This window comes from Candidatus Poriferisodalis multihospitum, assembly GCF_028283155.1.
GTDB lineage: Bacteria > Actinomycetota > Acidimicrobiia > Acidimicrobiales > Poriferisodalaceae > Poriferisodalis > Poriferisodalis multihospitum.
Genome location: NZ_JAPYOK010000030.1, coordinates 14,774 through 30,254, shown reverse-complemented (window position 1 = coordinate 30,254; position 15,481 = coordinate 14,774). Strand labels below are relative to the sequence as shown.

At 67.6% G+C, this 15,481-nt stretch carries 16 protein-coding genes and 1 tRNA gene; 2 read left to right on the top strand and 15 right to left on the bottom strand.

Features of this window, described 5'->3' with window-relative positions; all coding sequences use genetic code 11:
* Positions 1 to 12 precede the first annotated feature (12 nt).
* The 8 genes from VI480_RS01905 to VI480_RS01870 all read right to left on the bottom strand — a co-directional run bounded on the left by VI480_RS01905 (position 13) and on the right by VI480_RS01870 (position 8,009).
* A complete protein-coding gene (locus VI480_RS01905; RefSeq protein WP_323671119.1) occupies positions 13 to 1,062 on the bottom strand; it encodes a hypothetical protein in 1,050 nt (349 codons plus the stop codon).
* Positions 1,063 to 1,120: 58 nt separating this feature from the next.
* A complete protein-coding gene (gene mfd, locus VI480_RS01900; RefSeq protein WP_323671118.1) occupies positions 1,121 to 4,078 on the bottom strand; it encodes a transcription-repair coupling factor in 2,958 nt (985 codons plus the stop codon).
* Positions 4,056 to 4,541, bottom strand: a complete 486-nt coding sequence (locus VI480_RS01895) for a hypothetical protein (RefSeq protein WP_323671117.1) — start codon at positions 4,539 to 4,541, stop codon at positions 4,056 to 4,058. Before VI480_RS01895 ends, mfd begins: the two co-directional genes overlap by 23 nt.
* A 14-nt stretch (positions 4,542 to 4,555) precedes the next feature.
* A complete protein-coding gene (gene pth, locus VI480_RS01890; RefSeq protein WP_323671116.1) occupies positions 4,556 to 5,197 on the bottom strand; it encodes an aminoacyl-tRNA hydrolase in 642 nt (213 codons plus the stop codon).
* Between the two features lie 8 nt (positions 5,198 to 5,205).
* Positions 5,206 to 5,847: a 50S ribosomal protein L25 gene (locus VI480_RS01885; protein ID WP_323671115.1), complete on the bottom strand. Its 642-nt coding sequence runs from the start codon at positions 5,845 to 5,847 to the stop codon at positions 5,206 to 5,208.
* A gap of 87 nt (positions 5,848 to 5,934) precedes the next feature.
* Entirely contained in the window at positions 5,935 to 6,918 is a 984-nt protein-coding gene (locus VI480_RS01880) for a ribose-phosphate diphosphokinase (protein ID WP_323671114.1), read from the bottom strand.
* Positions 6,919 to 7,116: 198 nt separating this feature from the next.
* Positions 7,117 to 7,908, bottom strand: coding sequence for an NTP transferase domain-containing protein (locus VI480_RS01875; protein ID WP_323671113.1), 792 nt, complete (start codon positions 7,906 to 7,908; stop codon positions 7,117 to 7,119).
* 29 nt (positions 7,909 to 7,937) lie between these two features.
* Positions 7,938 to 8,009: transfer RNA gene (locus VI480_RS01870), tRNA-Gln, on the bottom strand.
* Between the two features lie 118 nt (positions 8,010 to 8,127).
* On the opposite strand from VI480_RS01870, the gene VI480_RS01865 reads away from it, so the two are divergent.
* Together VI480_RS01865 and VI480_RS01860 are read left to right on the top strand one after the other, a co-directional pair.
* On the top strand, positions 8,128 to 8,223 hold the full coding sequence (locus VI480_RS01865) for a 30S ribosomal protein bS22 (protein WP_323671112.1): 96 nt from the start codon (positions 8,128 to 8,130) through the stop codon (positions 8,221 to 8,223).
* Between the two features lie 49 nt (positions 8,224 to 8,272).
* The gene (locus tag VI480_RS01860) at positions 8,273 to 8,794 is read left to right on the top strand and encodes a hypothetical protein (protein WP_323671111.1); all 522 of its coding nucleotides are present in this window, start codon (positions 8,273 to 8,275) and stop codon (positions 8,792 to 8,794) included.
* Here the strand turns inward: VI480_RS01860 and VI480_RS01855 are convergent.
* The 7 genes from VI480_RS01855 to VI480_RS01825 all read right to left on the bottom strand — a co-directional run bounded on the left by VI480_RS01855 (position 8,722) and on the right by VI480_RS01825 (position 15,466).
* Complete coding sequence (locus VI480_RS01855) at positions 8,722 to 9,879, bottom strand: ATP-binding protein (protein ID WP_323671110.1); 1,158 nt, start codon at positions 9,877 to 9,879, stop codon at positions 8,722 to 8,724. The two genes, VI480_RS01860 and VI480_RS01855, sit on opposite strands and share 73 nt — an antisense overlap.
* 83 nt (positions 9,880 to 9,962) lie before the next feature.
* On the bottom strand, positions 9,963 to 10,688 hold the full coding sequence (locus tag VI480_RS01850) for a hypothetical protein (RefSeq protein WP_323671109.1): 726 nt from the start codon (positions 10,686 to 10,688) through the stop codon (positions 9,963 to 9,965).
* 137 nt (positions 10,689 to 10,825) lie between these two features.
* Entirely contained in the window at positions 10,826 to 11,788 is a 963-nt protein-coding gene (locus tag VI480_RS01845) for an rRNA adenine dimethyltransferase family protein (protein ID WP_323671108.1), read from the bottom strand.
* A complete protein-coding gene (locus VI480_RS01840) occupies positions 11,785 to 12,723 on the bottom strand; it encodes a TatD family hydrolase (protein ID WP_323671107.1) in 939 nt (312 codons plus the stop codon). Before VI480_RS01840 ends, VI480_RS01845 begins: the two co-directional genes overlap by 4 nt.
* A gap of 24 nt (positions 12,724 to 12,747) precedes the next feature.
* On the bottom strand, positions 12,748 to 14,247 hold the full coding sequence (metG, locus tag VI480_RS01835; protein ID WP_323671106.1) for a methionine--tRNA ligase: 1,500 nt from the start codon (positions 14,245 to 14,247) through the stop codon (positions 12,748 to 12,750).
* Positions 14,248 to 14,306: 59 nt separating this feature from the next.
* A complete protein-coding gene (rsmI, locus tag VI480_RS01830) occupies positions 14,307 to 15,164 on the bottom strand; it encodes a 16S rRNA (cytidine(1402)-2'-O)-methyltransferase (protein ID WP_323671105.1) in 858 nt (285 codons plus the stop codon).
* On the bottom strand, positions 15,161 to 15,466 hold the full coding sequence (locus VI480_RS01825) for a DUF192 domain-containing protein (protein ID WP_323671104.1): 306 nt from the start codon (positions 15,464 to 15,466) through the stop codon (positions 15,161 to 15,163). The genes rsmI and VI480_RS01825 overlap by 4 nt, the downstream gene beginning before the upstream one ends.
* Positions 15,467 to 15,481: the final 15 nt, after the last annotated feature.

Sequence of the window (15,481 nt, the reverse complement as noted above, 5' to 3'; positions counted from 1 at the left end):
GCCAGCCCCAGCTCACGGCAGGAGCGGCAGCGACACCCGCAGGTTGTCGGCGATCCATGTGCCGAGCGCCGGGGCAACGCTCACCTCGTAGGTCGACATGACCTCCGTCAACAGACGTCCCGCAAACGGCCCGATCGACGAGAGATCGATTGCATCGGTGTTCAGCGAGTCCAAGTGCAGCACCACCCAGAGCTCGCCGGTCGGGCTTGCTGTGGACGGCAGCAGGAGCGGCGCGGTCAGCTCGCCAGGCTCCAGCTCGAGCAGCGCCAGCGTCAGCTCGCTGGGCAGACGCAGTTCGAAGGGTAAGCCGCAGCCGATGGTGCCGTCAGTGTCGGTCAGGCCGGGCAGGTTGACCGAAGCAGCAACATCGCCGAAGGCATCGCCGGCCTGCACGCGCTCGGAGGCCGCCGCGGCGTCGGCTTCGGACGTCGCCGCCAACGCGCTCACGCAGTGAGGTGTCGCCAGCCGCTCGATGCTGGGATCGTCTTCGATGGCGCGCTGCTGAGCGAACTCCTCGAAGGGGCCCTCAAGGTGAGCCTGCACCTGTGCATTGATCTCTGCGTCAGGGAGGCCGATGTCGACTGGGAAGCCCAATTCGTCCAGTGCGATACCGGCAAGGCGCAGCTGCATCATCGACGTGAGCCGGGACACGAATTCCTCGTGCGTCGGGTTCTCGGGGTCGTCCATGAGCGTGATCGGCGAGTCCACGATGTTGGCGCTCACATCGCCGATGAGCAGTTGCCCGCCCGGGTAGCTCGCCGCCACAGCAGCATCGTCGGCGAGCAGCTCTAGGTATGCGGCCTCCTGGGCGGCCCGAGCCGCGTCACGTTCAGCGCGCTCGGCATCGAGCTCGGCTTCCAACTCGGCTTCGTCCGCAGCGGCCTCCGCAGCGGCTCGTGACACGACGCCGTCGCCGTCAGTGTCGAGCTCGGCAATGAGCTCGGCATCGGACTCAGGATCGAGCCCAGTGTGGATGGTGACGACGTTGCCATCGTCCGCACATGCGAACGTCAGCAGTGCCACCAGCACCAGCGGAGCCAGCAGCGCAGCTCGTCGAGACATGGAACTCCCCCTGGCACGCACTGCGGGCAGGCTAGGTGCTCGCCGCGTCGGCGGGGCTTCACCCCGAGGCGGGTGGGGGCCGCAACTGCTGGCAGAAGGCGAACAGGTGCCCGACCGTGGCCGGCTTCAGCGCACGGACCGACAGCTGCACCTCCCGGTCGTCAGCCTTGTACCGGGCCGCGCTGAACGGCGTGCCGGCACAGATGCGCCGCATGCGCAGCTCCTCACTTGCCGTGAGCTCGAGCGGACCGAAACGCACCCTGCCGCCGTCGTGGCCAGGAGCGAACGCCACGGTTCGCATGCCGAGCCTGTGACACTCGGTGCGCAGCAGCGCGATGTGCAGCAGCGTCTGCGCAGCATCCGGGACAGGTCCGTAGCGGTCGATCCATTCGGCTTCTATGTCGGCTACCTCGACCAGTTCGGTCACGGCCCCGAGACGACGATACGCCTCGAGTCGGCCCGTAGCGTCAGCCACGTAACCGTCGGGCAGGTGTGCCGCAAGGGGCAAGTCGATCACCATCTCCGCAGGCTGGGCAGGTGTCTCGCCGTTCAAAGAGGCGACCGCCTCGCTGACCAGCTCGCAGTACAGGTCGTAGCCCACGGCTGCGATGTGCCCCGACTGCACACCGCTGAGCAGGTTGCCCGCGCCGCGCAGCTGGAGGTCGCGCATCGCGATCCGGTATCCCGAGCCCAACTCGGTGGACTCGCCGATCGTGCGGAGGCGCTCATAGGCCTCTTCGGACAGCGAACGGCCCTCCGGGTGGAACAGGTAGGCATACGCACGCTGGCCAGACCGGCCCACACGCCCGCGGATCTGGTGCAGCTGCCCGAGCCCCAGCAGGTCCGCTCGATCCACGACCAGCGTATTGACGCTCGGCATGTCGATGCCCGATTCGATGATGGTCGTACAGACCAGCACGTCGTATGCGCCGGCCCAGAAGTCGATGACGATCTGCTCCAGCGTGCCTTCATCCATCTGGCCGTGCGCCACGGCGATGCGAGCCTCGGGCACCAGCTCTGCCAAGCCCGCCGCCACCACACCGATGTCGGCAACCCGGTTGTGCACGAAGAACACTTGGCCCTCGCGCAGCAGCTCACGGCGGATGGCCTCGCTGACGGCGCGCTCGTCGTACGCGCCGACGTGGGTGAGGATGGGCTGGCGCTCGGCTGGCGGCGTCTGCAGCAGCGACAGGTCCCGGATGCCGGTGAGTGCCATCTCGAGCGTGCGCGGGATGGGCGTGGCCGTCAGCGTCAGCACATCCACTTCGGCTCGCAGGTGCTTGATGGACTCCTTGTGGCTCACGCCGAAGCGCTGCTCCTCGTCGACCACCAGCAGACCCAGGTTCTTGAACTTCACGTCATCGGACAGCAGCCGGTGCGTGCCGATCACCACATCGACGGTTCCGTCCGCGACCCCGGCGACCACTGCCCGCTGTTCGACGGGCGTGAGAAAGCGGCTGAGCACCTCGACCCGAACGGGATGGTCGGCATATCGCTCGGCGAATGTCTGGTGGTGCTGCTGGGCCAGCAGAGTGGTCGGCACCAGCACCGCCGCCTGCTTCCCGGCGCTCACCGCGCAGAACGCGGCCCGTACCGCCACCTCCGTCTTGCCGAAGCCGACATCGCCGCACACCAGTCGATCCATAGGCACTGGCTCTGCCATGTCCGCCAGCACGTCGTCGATCGTGCGGCGCTGATCAGGCGTGGGCGTGTAGACGAAGCTGTCGGCCAGCTCTGCCATGCCCAAGCCGTGCGGATCGAACGCGTTGCCCGATGTGGTGATGCGTCGCTGGTACAGCACCACCAGCTCCTGGGCGACCTCGGCCACGGCCGCTCGCACCTTGGCCTTCTGGCGCTGGAAATCGCTGCCGCCCATGCGGCTGAGCCGGGGCGTCTCCCCCCCGATGTACGGGCGGATGAAGTCGATCTGCTCGGTGGGCAGGTAGAGCCGATCGGTCCCCCGGAACTCCAGCTCGAGGTAGTCGCGCTCGTCGTCTCCGAAGGCTCGCCGGACGAGCCCTGCATAACGTGCGATGCCGTGATGGTGATGGACGACGAAATCGCCGACGCTCAGATCTTCGAACGTCGGCGCCACGCCCGTCCGCCGCCGGACTGCGCGGTGGACCCGGCGACGTCCGGTGAACTCCGCCTCCGGCAGCACCGCCACTCCGGCTGCGGGCGCGATGAAGCCTCCTTCGAGCGGTGCCACCACGACGTGACCGCCGGCCGCCGGGTCGAAGCTGCTGGGTTCGTTATGCAGGCGCAGCGGTACTTCATGGGCACGCAGCGTGTCCGCGAGCCGAGCAGCCGAGCCGTCTCCTTCGGCGGCCACGACAACGACGGGGCGCTCCGCGGCTGACACACCTGGGCGCTCCGCGCCCAGTACCAAGCGGCGCAGTTGGGCCACCAAGCGCTCGGGATCACCCGCAACGGGCAACCATGGCTCGGTCGTGACGTGAGGCCCAGGATGGCCGTCCGCCGTCGGCGCCGCCGTGGAGTCCACCGACCACACCGCCGCCGGGCAGTGCGCGAGCAACCGATCGAATGCAATATGCAACGGCGGGAAAGGAGCCGGAGCATCGCGAGAAGCAGTGTCACTGCCATCATCGGCGCCGTCAGGGCTCCGCAAACCCCACGTCACTGCCAGCGACTGGGTGAGGTCATCGGTCTCCGCCTTGATGTCGGCGGCACGGTCAGCGAGCCGCCGCGGCTCGCAGAGCAACACCAGCGAGTCGGGTCCCAGCAGGTCTGGCAGCACGATCTCATCTGCGGCGAGCCACGGCAGCCACGATTCCATCCCGTCGAAGAGCTCGCCCCTGCTGAGACGCTCCATGTGCTCTCTGCACCACGGTTCGCTGACGGCCAGCGCTGCGGCCCGTTCGCGCATGGCGGCGTCGGGCCGCATCTCTCGTGCCGGGTAGATCTGGGTCTGCGCAAGCTCCGCCACCGAACGCTGATCGGCGACCGAGAACTGGGTGAGACGGTCTACCTCATCACCCCACAGATCGATGCGCACGGGCGCGTCGGCCGTGGGGAGTGGTGTGTCGCGGGTTTGTCTGCGTGGCATCGCGGCCCTCTGACCTGCACAAACAATCGTGGCAACCCCGCGAACAAACCGGCGACCTACCACTAGGGCCGCTGCGCGGCTTCAGCGCCTCCAGCACCGCCAGCCGCCGACCCATCGTCTCGGTTGCGGGGCTCACGCGCTCGAAGGGCAGCGTCTCCCACGCCGCAAACAGCGCTACCTGTCCCTCCCCCAACCAAGTGCGGAGATCGGCGGCATAGCGCTCGGCTTCGTTGGCGGTAGCGGTGACGACAAGGATCGGGATGCGCGATCCCAATGTCGCCAAGCCGGCGACGACGAACGGGCGAGCTCCCTCGGCAACGGCAATCGAGCCGGACGCCCGACCCAGCATCGACACGAAGCCGTGGTCGCGGCCGAGACGCTCGGCCAGCCCCCGCAGCGGTGCGTCGCTCACTGGATTTGCCGCGCTCACTGAGCTTGAGGATCCTGTCGCCGCCGGCGGGCATTCGTGACGGTCATCGCCGCCTCCATGCCCTCGCGCACCAGCACCTCAAGCCCCGCTACCGCAAGGTCCACGGCTGTGTCGATCACTGGCTCTTCGTGACCCCTCGGTCGCTGCAGCACCCACTTCTTGCCGGCTTCGGGCCGGGGGGGCTTGCCGATGCCGATGCGCAGCCGTGCGAAGTCCCGGGTGCCGAGTTGGTTGGCGATCGACGCCAAGCCGTTGTGACCGGCGGTCCCGCCGCCCGACTTGAACCGCACCTGGCCGGGCTCGAGGTCGAGCTCATCATGGACGACGACGAGGCGTGACGGCTCGACGATGCCGTGGCGCTTCACCAGCACGCCCACACTGCGGCCGCTCTCGTTCATGAATGTGGTCGGGCATGCGAGGGTGATGCGACGCTCGCCCACCGTGGCCTGTGCCACTCGAGCGTGCTCGCGCCGCTGCACCGCGAAGTCGCACCGGAGCTTCGAGGCCCAGCGTTCGGTGGCCTCGGCGCCCACGTTGTGACGACTTCCGGCATGGCGCTCGCCAGGATTGCCGAGACCCACCACCAGCCAGTCTGCGGCTGTTCCCCGCCGCGCGGCCGCCCGGCGGAACACGGACACCGGGGCGTTCAGTCCTCGTCGGCTTCGTCAGCGTCGTCGAGGGCGTCAGCGTCGGCCGGCTCGCCTTCCTCGTCGACCTGCTCGGCGGCGACGGCAGCGCGCGTCCGCTGTGCGATCGCCACCAGCGTTTCGTCGTCGAGCAAGCTCTCCATGCCCTCCGGCAAGGTGAGATCGCCGACACGGATCGGGTTGTCCAGCGAGAGCGACTCCACGTCGACATCGAAGGCCGGGGGTATCACCCCCGCGGGCGATTCGACGTGCAGCGACATGAGCTGCTGCTGCACCACTGCGCCTTCACGGCCCGCCCGCACCGCCTCGCCGATCAGCCGGATTGGCACATCCACCACCAGGCGCTCGTCGAGCGAGATCAGCAGGAAATCGACATGCGTAACGCGGTTGGCGATCGTGTCGCGTTGCATGTCCTTGACGATGGTGAGGTGGTTCTTGCCCTCCACCTCGAGCGTGATGATCGCGTTCGGGCCCGCTGCGTTCAGCGCAGCCCGAAACCGCAGCCGGTCCAGCGTGATCGACACGGGTTCGCTGCCGTGGCCGTACATCACTGCCGGGATCTTGTCTTCGGCGCGCAGACGCCGCGATGGACCCGAGCCGGTGGCTTGACGGGTCTCGGCGATGAGCTTCAGCTGTTCCATGCTGGCCCTTTCGAGCATTGGGCGCCTAGTCGATAGCGACGAGACAGCCTACGAGATCAGACTGCGGGCGCCCCCGGGAGAACAGCTTCAGAACAGGTTCTGGCCGTCGAAGATCTCCGACACCGATGCGTCTTCGAACACCGACTCGAGGGCATCGGCGAACACGCCGGCGACGCTGAGCACCACCAGCTTGTCGAACTGCTTGGAGCTGGGGATCGGCACCGTGTTGGTGACGATGACCTGGCTCAGCGAAGAGTTCTTCAGGCGGTCTACCGCCGGCTCGGAGAACAGGCCGTGTGTGCTGGCGCACATCACGTCGGCGGCACCGTTGGCGACCAGCGTCTCGGTGGCCGAGCAGATGGTGCCCGCGGTGTCGATCATGTCGTCGATGATCACGCAGGTGCGGCCCGCCACCTCGCCCATGATGCCGAGCGCCTCCGACTCATTGGCGTTGTCGGTGGCACGGCGCTTGTAGATCGACGCGACGTCACAGCCCAGCCGGGTTGCGTAGCGCTCGGCCACCTTCACACGGCCGGTGTCAGGCGACACGATCACCGAGTCGGGCCCCATGACGCCGGACAGGTAGTCGATGAGCACCGGCGCGGCTGTCAGATGATCCACCGGACCGTCGAAGAATCCCTGGATCTGGCCGCTGTGCAGGTCGATCGACACGAGACGCTCAGCCCCGGCGACGGTGAACAGGTCGGCCAGCAGGCGTGCGGTGATCGGCTCGCGGCCAGCTGCCTTGCGATCCTGGCGGGCGTACCCGTACAGGGGTGCCACAGCGGTGATGCGCTTGGCCGAAGCGCGGCGGGCGGCGTCGACCATGATGAGCTGCTCCATGATCGCGTCGTTGGGGCTCATGGCCTCGCAGGCGGCATGGCTCTGGATGATGAACACGTCGCCGCCGCGGATCGACTCGGCGAACTTGCACTTGATCTCGCCGTTGGCGAAGTCGATGAGCCCGGGGTCGCCAAGCTCCACGCCCAACTGCTCTGCAATCTCGGTGGCCAACTCCGGATTCGCCCGCCCGCTGAACAGGTGCAGGCGCTTCTTGGTGACCAGCTCCATTGCGTGTTCCTTTCGCAGCAGTCCCCTGGGCGCCGTGCTCGACGCAGACGCGCTCGTAGCAGCAGCACCTGAAGGCTGGGCGGAACGCTCGGCAATGGGTTGTGGCGGCATGTTCAGCAGTCCGGCGACGTTTTTGAGGCTACCCGACCGCGCGAGCGGAACCCCGGAGTTTCCCGCTGCGCCGCAGCCCTGCAGGCCTCAGCGAAGCTGTCGTTCCGCCAGTGCTTCCTCGCATGCGGCGAGCTGAGCCGCATCGTTCACGCCCATGGCTTCGGCGGGATCGTTCAGGGCAACCACAGAGATGTCCTGGCCGCTGCGACCCAGCAGACCGATGGCGTCGGTGAGGTAGTACTCCCCTGCTGCATTGGCGCGGCGAACCTGCGGCAGCACGCGGCGGAGCTGGGCGAGGTCGAAGCAGTACACGCCTGCGTTGATCTCGTTGATCTGCGCCTCTGCCTGCGAGGCGTCGCGCTGCTCGACGATGGCGATGCCGTCATCGCTGCGCACGACGCGCCCGTAGCCGGTCGGATCGTCGAGGCGAGCCGTCAGCAGGCTCGCCGCCGAGCCGTCACGGCGCCGGACGGCAACAAGCTCGATGAGGCTCTCGGACCGCAGCAGCGGCGTGTCGCCTGCCAGCACCAGCACATCGCTCGCCCCCGCTGCCTCGCCGAGCGCGTCGAGCCCGACCCGGGCAGCGTCGCCGGTGCCGAGCTGACGGGGCTGGTCGGCGAAGGTCAGTCGTTTCGGCTGGGGTGCCCCCGCGAGCACCTCGTCGCGGACGCGGTCCGCACCGTGACCCACCACCACAACCACCGATGCTGCATCGACTCCTGCGAGGGCGTCGAGCACCCGCAGCACCATGGCCCGCCCCCCGACGGGGTGAAGCGGCTTGGGCAGGTCCGAGTCCATGCGGGTGCCGGCCCCAGCCGCCAGCACGATGGCCGCGCACGGTGGCGTCGTCACGCCCGGCTTCATCGAGTCTGGGCTCATCGTGCTGCTTCGACATGCGGATTGCTGAGTTCGGGGAGGAGGACTCGAACCTCCATTGCCGGGACCAAAACCCGATGTCCTGCCAATTGAACGATCCCCGATTGCGCCTGTCGCCGCAGGCGGTTGTCCGTGGATCGAGGGTAGCGACCGGCTTCGATGCCGCCGTCATGGATTTGACTCGTCGCAGGGACCCTCTGAGGCGGTAGCGTTCGGCACTCGATGGGATCGCTGGTCAAAAAGCGCCGCAAGCGGATGCGCAAGAAGAAGCACCGCAAGATGCTGCGGCGCACGCGCTACCAACGTCGCAACCGCTGACCCCGGTGCCGCGGACAGTCGCCGGTACCATTCGACGAGAGACCTGTCCATGTTCACGGGCTTCAGCGCGAGCAATTACAAGGCTTGGCGCGCGACAGGCGACGTCGCCTTGGCTCCAATCACCGGATTCTTCGGTGCCAACAGCTCCGGCAAGACCAGCCTGCTGCAGTTGTTCCTGTTGCTCAAGCAAACCGTTCAGTCGCCAGACACCAGCAAGGTGCTCGACCTCGGTGACGACGGCGCTGGCGCGTTGGCCTCGGTCGGAGGCTGGCAGAACCTCTGTTTCGGACGTGTCTTGCCCCAATTCCTAGAGTTCAGCTTCACTTGGACGCCTCTCCATCGGATGGCTGTCGAGATCTTTCAGCCTGAGACAGACATTCCCGACGAGATCGTCGAGTTGTCAAGGCTGAGTCCCGCGCCCGCCCGGATACGCAGGCGCGATTTCGACCGACGATGCCGAACTGTGGTGCACGATGATCTCGTCACACAGGTCGAGCGTCACCATCTCGACATCGATGCAGTGAAGAAGCCTGTTGCGGGGACTGCTGTGATGCGCTCGCCGATCTCGTAGCGGAGGCTGCCGGGGTAGAGGACGCAGAGCGCGTCGAGCGAGAGATCGCGCACTGCTGTGGTCATCGATGGAGTGCGGCGTGGGGCGTCTGCTCGCTTGATTTCCACGCCGATCCTGCGGCCCTTCACGAACAGCAGCAGGTCGAGCTCTGCGCCGGCGTGGGTTCCCCAGAAGTACGCCCCCTCAGGGCGCGCCTCAGCGAGCGTCTCCTCCAAGACGAAGCCTTCCCAGGAGGCGCCGATCCTGGGGTCGGTAAGCAGATCGTCCATCGCGCCGACGCCGATCAGATGGTGGAACAGCCCCGAGTCCCGAAAGTAGAGCTTCGGGCGCTTGATTTGCCGTTTGCGCAGGTTCTCGTGCCACGGGCGAAGCTGACGGATCAAGAAGAGCTGTTCCAGCAGGTCCAGGTAGCGCCGGACGGTGGTCTCGCTGATGCCGAGCGCTGTCGCGAGCGCCCGGACGTTGACGATCTGGCCGTGGTAGTGGGCCAGCATGAGCACCAGGCGATGGACCGTGGGCGCTGCGAGCCCGGCGCCGAACTGCGGAAGGTCGCGTTCGACGAACGTCTGGGTGTACGACTTGCGCCAAGTCAGGCTTTCCTGGTCGCTGCCGGCGAGCATTGATCGGGGGAACCCGCCGCGCAGCCACAGCGTCTCCATGCGCTCGGCGCCGACTTCGGCTGCCAGCAATCCGGTGAGTTCGTGGTACTCGATGCGCCCGGCCAGTGACTCCGCGCTCTGGCGCAGCAGGTCCGGGCCGGCGCTGCCCAGCACCAAGAACCGCGCCGGATTGTCGTCACGATCGGCCAGAACCCGCAGGACGGGAAACAAATCGGGGCGACGCTGCACTTCGTCTATCACGACAAAGCCTCGCAGCGGCCCGAGCGCTGTCATGGGCTGGTCCAGCCGGGCGAGGCTGAGCGGATCCTCGAGATCGAAGTAGTTCGGCGAGTCGGCCGCAACGAACTGGCGCGCGAGAGTCGTCTTGCCGCATTGCCGGGCCCCGATGAGCGCCACCACCGGGCTCCGTCGAAGGGCGTCCTCAAGGACAGGCGCCATGGCGCGAGGAAGCAGCGTCGAACTCACACCTTGAAATTACACACTCAACTATTACTTTTGCAATGAGCAACGGCGCACTTGTTGGACCGTGGTACGCAAACTTGAGCCCGCTATGTCCCGCGGAGTGGTGGGTTTTGGGGTTGAGCCTCGGTGTTGGTTGCCGGTTCGATTTCGGCTGTGGTGATGGCGCATGCCCTGACCGCAGGGATGCCGTGAATCGTCGGCAATACGGCGTTGGCGTTGACTGGTTCGGGGATGAACCAGGTGGCACCGCTGCCGGCCAGTTGCGGCACTCGCCCGGTACGGGCAGCGAGCTCATCGCGCCAAGCGGCAAGCTCGGGATAGGCGGCGAGCGCGGCGGGCTCGAGGTCATTGGTGTCGCCGCTCGGGCCGCCCAGCTCATCCCACTTGCGGTACACGGTCGCAGTGTCGGCTTCGATCGGCGGTGTCCACAGCACGAAGGACTGATGCCGGAAACCGAGCGGCTCGACGATCTCGCCGACTCCCGTCACGCGGGCACGGCCGCCGACGAGGCAGAACGGCACATCTGCGCCAAGCACCGCCGCCTGCTGCGGGGTGACGATGGCGAGCGGGTGCGGGCGAGGCCCTGCGCCGGTTGTGGCGGCACCGGCGGTCTGCGCGGCAGTCACCCGGTTCGCCCAGCGGAGCACGGCGGCTGCGTCGGCTGACCCCCCGCCGAGTCCCGCGCCGGGCGGGATGCGCTTGCGGACCTCGACATGGGCGGTGCGGCCGGCGAGCTCCAGCGCCCGGATCACCAAGTTCGAACGATCGGTGGGAACATCCCAGTCTGGCACTGCGCCCGTGGATGATCTCATCACATACATCGAGCGTCACCATCTCGGCATCGATGAGGTGATAGCCGTCGGACCGGATGCCGGTGATCCGCAGCCGGACCGTCAGCTTTGCCGGCGCCAGCAGCCGGGCCGCCTGGGTGTCGGTTGCCATGGCCCGCTCAGCTCTGCGCCGGGGTTGCCAGCGAGAACTCGGCGAGACGCACCCATTCGGCGAGCCCGAGGCGTTCGGGGCGATCGGTCGGATTCACGCCTGCCCTCGCGAGCGTCCGGTCGGCGTCGTCGAGGGCGCCCCGCAGGGTGCGGCGCAGCATCTGGCGACGGTGGGCGAACGCGGCTGTCACGAGTCGATTGACCTCTGCGCGCAATTCGGGCTGGATGGGCGGGGAACGGCGGACGATGCGCACCAGCGCCGATTCCACCTCCGGTCGGGGAAAGAAGACCGACGCTGGCACCGCCCCGACCAGCTCTGCATCAGCGTGGAGCGCGACCCGCACCGAGACGGCACCGTAGGCGCCGCTGCCCGGCGCAGCAGCCAATCGCTCGGCAGCTTCCCGCTGGCACATCACGAGCAGCCGGGTGACGGCCGGCACGCCATCCAGCACGGTCAGCACCAGTGACGTCGCGATGTTGTACGGCAGGTTCGCTACCAAGTGCCAGTCGGTCCCCTCCAGGAGCGCGTTCCAATCCAAACGGCGTGCGTCGGCATGAACCACCCTCACCGGGTGCGCGCCTGCACGCTCGAACTTCGGCGGATTCGCGACGACCGAGCCCGGTGCCGCATCGACGGCCGTGGCACGCTGTGGCGTGCCGTCGTCTGCCGACTCCGACGCTCTGTCAACCGCAGCATCGCCGACCGCGTGGAATAGCAGCGGCACGAGGCGCCCGTCGGTCTCGACCGCCACTACCTCGGCGCCAGTCGAGGCCAATGCCAAAGTCAGCGAGCCCAGCCCGGCGCCGATCTCGACGACACGGTCGCCGGGACCGATGCCCGCCAAGCGGGCAATGCGGCGGACCGTATTCGGATCGACCACGAAGTTCTGACCGAGACTTCGACGTGGCGCTGTGCCCGCCCGCTCGAGCATCTCCTTGACGGCGGGCAGGGTCAGCAGCCGACCGGTCATAGGGACGCGCGCGGACTGGCGGACTGTCGTGGCGAGGGTCCTGCTGCTTCCCGTTCTTGTGCCCCGTCTTCGTCAGATGCGGGCTCACGGGGCACTCGGGCCACGGCTTCGCCTTCCGGCTCAGCCTCTTGAGACCCAGCCTCGTCCAGATCGAAGATGCGCGCGGCGTTGGCGGTGGTTTCCGCGGCGACTTGGCTGGCGGGAACACCCCGTGCTGCCGCCACTGCCTCGCCCACGTAGCGCACCCAGCTCGGCCGGTTCTTCTTGCCGCGCTTGGGCACCGGTGCGAGGTACGGCGCGTCGGTCTCGATGAGATAGCTGTCCGCGGGAACGAGCGCTGCGGCGTCGCGGATCTCGGCCGCGTTGCGGAATGACACGATCCCGCTGAACGACACCGAAGCACCTCGATCGAGCGCTGCACGAGCCTCGTCGGGACCGCCGGTGAAGCAATGGAACACCGCACCGTGAGGCACTCCCTCGGCATCGAGCACATCGAAGGTGTCCTCCCACGCATCTCGGCTGTGAATGACCAGCGCCAACCCGTAGCGGTGCGCCATCGCGATCTGGGCGGCGAATGCCTCGCGCTGGCTGGCCCGATCCGAGTGCTCGTAGTAGTAGTCGAGTCCGCACTCGCCGACGGCGACGAGCCCCGTGCCGCCCGCGCCAGCCGCTCCTGCGTCGGCGATGAGCTGTTCGAGCACGTCGAGCGCTGCGGGGCCGTCGTCGGCGTCGTGGGGGTGCAGGCCGACGGTGGCTGCGACGCCCGGCAGCGTGCGGGAGCGATCCAGCGCCGCGAGGCTGCGCTCGACATCGGTGCCGATGTCGACCACCCAAGCCACGCCGTCCCGATGCGCCTCGGCCACCAGTTCAGCACCGTCTTCCCACAGATGACAGTGACTGTCGATCCAGACGTCGGCTTGGGACGCTGTGCTCACGGACTTGGGTTCACGGTGCCGGGTTCATCGCAAGCGCGGGTACAGCGGCTCGCCGGTCGACACCGGCAGGCCGCCGGGGTAACCGCCCCAGGCTGCGGCTTCCGGCAGGCGCTGATCCGCAACCGATCCCTCCATGCCGATGCGCTGCCACACTTCGTCGCAGCCCCGCGGCGTCGCCACCGACGCCAGGATCGCCACGATGCGCAGCGCCTCGAGCGCGTCGCCCAGCACGGCGTCCACTTCGGGACCAGGATCGACCTTCCACGGCTCGGCAGTCTCGAGCATTGCATTGGTCTCACGGATGATGCGCCAAGTGGCGTCGAGGGCTTCCGACGGCGCCAAGCGCTCCCAGGCGTCAGCGGTTTCGGCAACGCACTCGGCGACCGCGTCGGCCAGCGGGCTGTCCACGCGGGGTGCCGGCCCGATGCCGTCGCACTTGCGGCTGACCACGGTGGCGACGCGGCTCATGAGGTTGCCCAAGTTGTTCGCCAGGTCGGCGTTGTAGCGGGCAACCATCCCCTCATAGGAGAAATCTCCGTCGGGGCCGAATGGCTGATCGTGCAGGAAGTGGTGCCGCACGCCGTCGCTGCCGAAATCGTCCACCAGGTCGCCCGGGGCTATCTGGTTGAGCGCTGACTTCGCCATCTTCTCGCCGCCGACGAGCAGGAAACCGTGCACATGAACACGGCGGGGCGGCAGCACGCCGCCGCTCATCAGCATCGCCGGCCAGTACACGCAATGGAAGCGGAGGATGTCCTTGCCGATCAGGTGCACACCCGGCCAACGGTGAGCGAACTGGGCATCGTCGCTGGCGTACCCGGCGGCGGTGATGTAGTTGGTGAGCGCGTCGAACCAGACGTAGGTGACATGGCTCGGATCCCAGGGAATCCTGATGCCCCAGTCCAGCGACGTGCGGCTGATGGAGAAGTCCTGCAGCCCGCTGCGGATGAACCCCAATGCCTCATTGCGCTTGGTTGCCGGCACGACGAAGTCGGGATGGGCGTCGTACCAGTCCAGCAGGGGCTGCTCGTAGCGGCTGAGCGAGAAGAAGTAGTTCTCCTCAGTGACGTGCTCGGCCGGGCGTCGGTGGATGGGGCAGTTGCCGTCGTCGAGGTCGTCCTCGGTGAAGTAGGCCTCGCAGCTCACGCAGTACAGGCCCTCGTAGGTCTGCAGCGTGATGTCGCCGTTGTCGTAGCAGGCCTGCAGCAGTTGCTGGACTGCATGGTGATGGCGAGGTTCGCTGGTGCGGATGAAATCGTCGTTGGCGATGTCGAGCTGCTGCCAAGCCTCTTGGAAGCGCACGACGGTGCGATCGGCCCACTCGATGGGCGTGCAGCCGTTTTGCTCGGCCGCCCGCTGCACCTTGAGACCGTGCTCGTCGGTGCCGGTCAGGAACATGACGTCGTCGCCGCACAGCCGCTTCCAGCGAGCGATCGCGTCAGCGGTGATCGTCGTGTACGCGTGCCCGATGTGGGGGGCGTCGTTGACGTAGTAGATCGGCGTCGTGACGTAGTAGGAGGTCACCGGTTCAGGGTACTGACGAGCACCAATGCCGCTCGCAGGAATTCACGGCCCGCCCGTCGCTATGGCATCCGGGGATCGAGGGAGCGAGCCAACTCCGTGGACATGCGGTAGGTGCGATTGCGGGCCACACCTAGACGCTGTGCAACGGCCGTCGCTGCATCGCGAGGGGTAGCGCCGGCGTCCAGTTCGCGGTGCAGTTCGGCGGTTATCTGCGCGTCGGACGGGGGTTGCGAGATCGCTGGGCCTAGGACTACGACGATCTCGCCTCGTGGCGGCTCCGCGAATCGTGCCGCCAGCTCGGCGACGGTGCCGCGCGCCACTTCTTCGTGGAGCTTGGTCATTTCGCGAACGACAACTGCCGGACGGTCGGCGCCGCAGACCTCGGCCAGGTCGTCGAGCGTGGCGCCGAGCCGCTTGGGCGATTCCAGCAGGATGACTGTTCGCTGCTCGGCGGCGATGCCATCGAGTCGTTGACTGCGGGCTCTTCCCTTGCGGGGCAGGAACCCTTCCATGACCCAGCGATCTGTCGGCAGGCCCGAGACGGCCAACGCCGTCACTGGCGCCGACGGCCCCGGAATTGCGCTGACACCGATGCCTGCTGAGGCCGTCACCGCGACCAATCGCTGCCCGGGATCGGAGATGGCGGGCATGCCCGCGTCCGTGATGTAGGCGGCAGTCTCCCCAGCCTTCAGGCGCTGCACGATCTCTGCGGCGACGGTGGCTTCATTGTGCTCATGCATTGCCACCAGCCGCCGTCCGGCGATGCCCAGGCGCTGCAGCAGCAGGCCACTGCGGCGGGTGTCCTCGCAGGCCACGAATGACACCGACGACAACACCTCGACTGCCCGCGGGGCGATGTCATCAAGGTTGCCGATGGGTGTGGCAACCAGCCACAGCCGGGGCTCGTTCTCGCTCATGCGTCGAGCCGGACGTCGAGCGTATCTCCCACGGCCAGGCCCCAGCGTTCGCTGGCGCCCGCCCGGGCCTCGATGACCGATCGAGCGCTCAGCCTCGGCCGCCCGATCCGTCCAGGCGGCATCCGCACCAAGTCCACCACCCGCCGCTGACGGTCCAGGTACAACACGTCGATGCCGAAGCTCATCCCGAAGGTGTGCACACACCGGCACCGCTCGATCAGCAGCGCTCCGGTCAGATCGTCGCGCCCCAGCAGGCCCCGTCGGCGCTCAGAACGGGTGCGAGCAACCTCGAGGCTTGCCACCACTCGGTCCCCGGA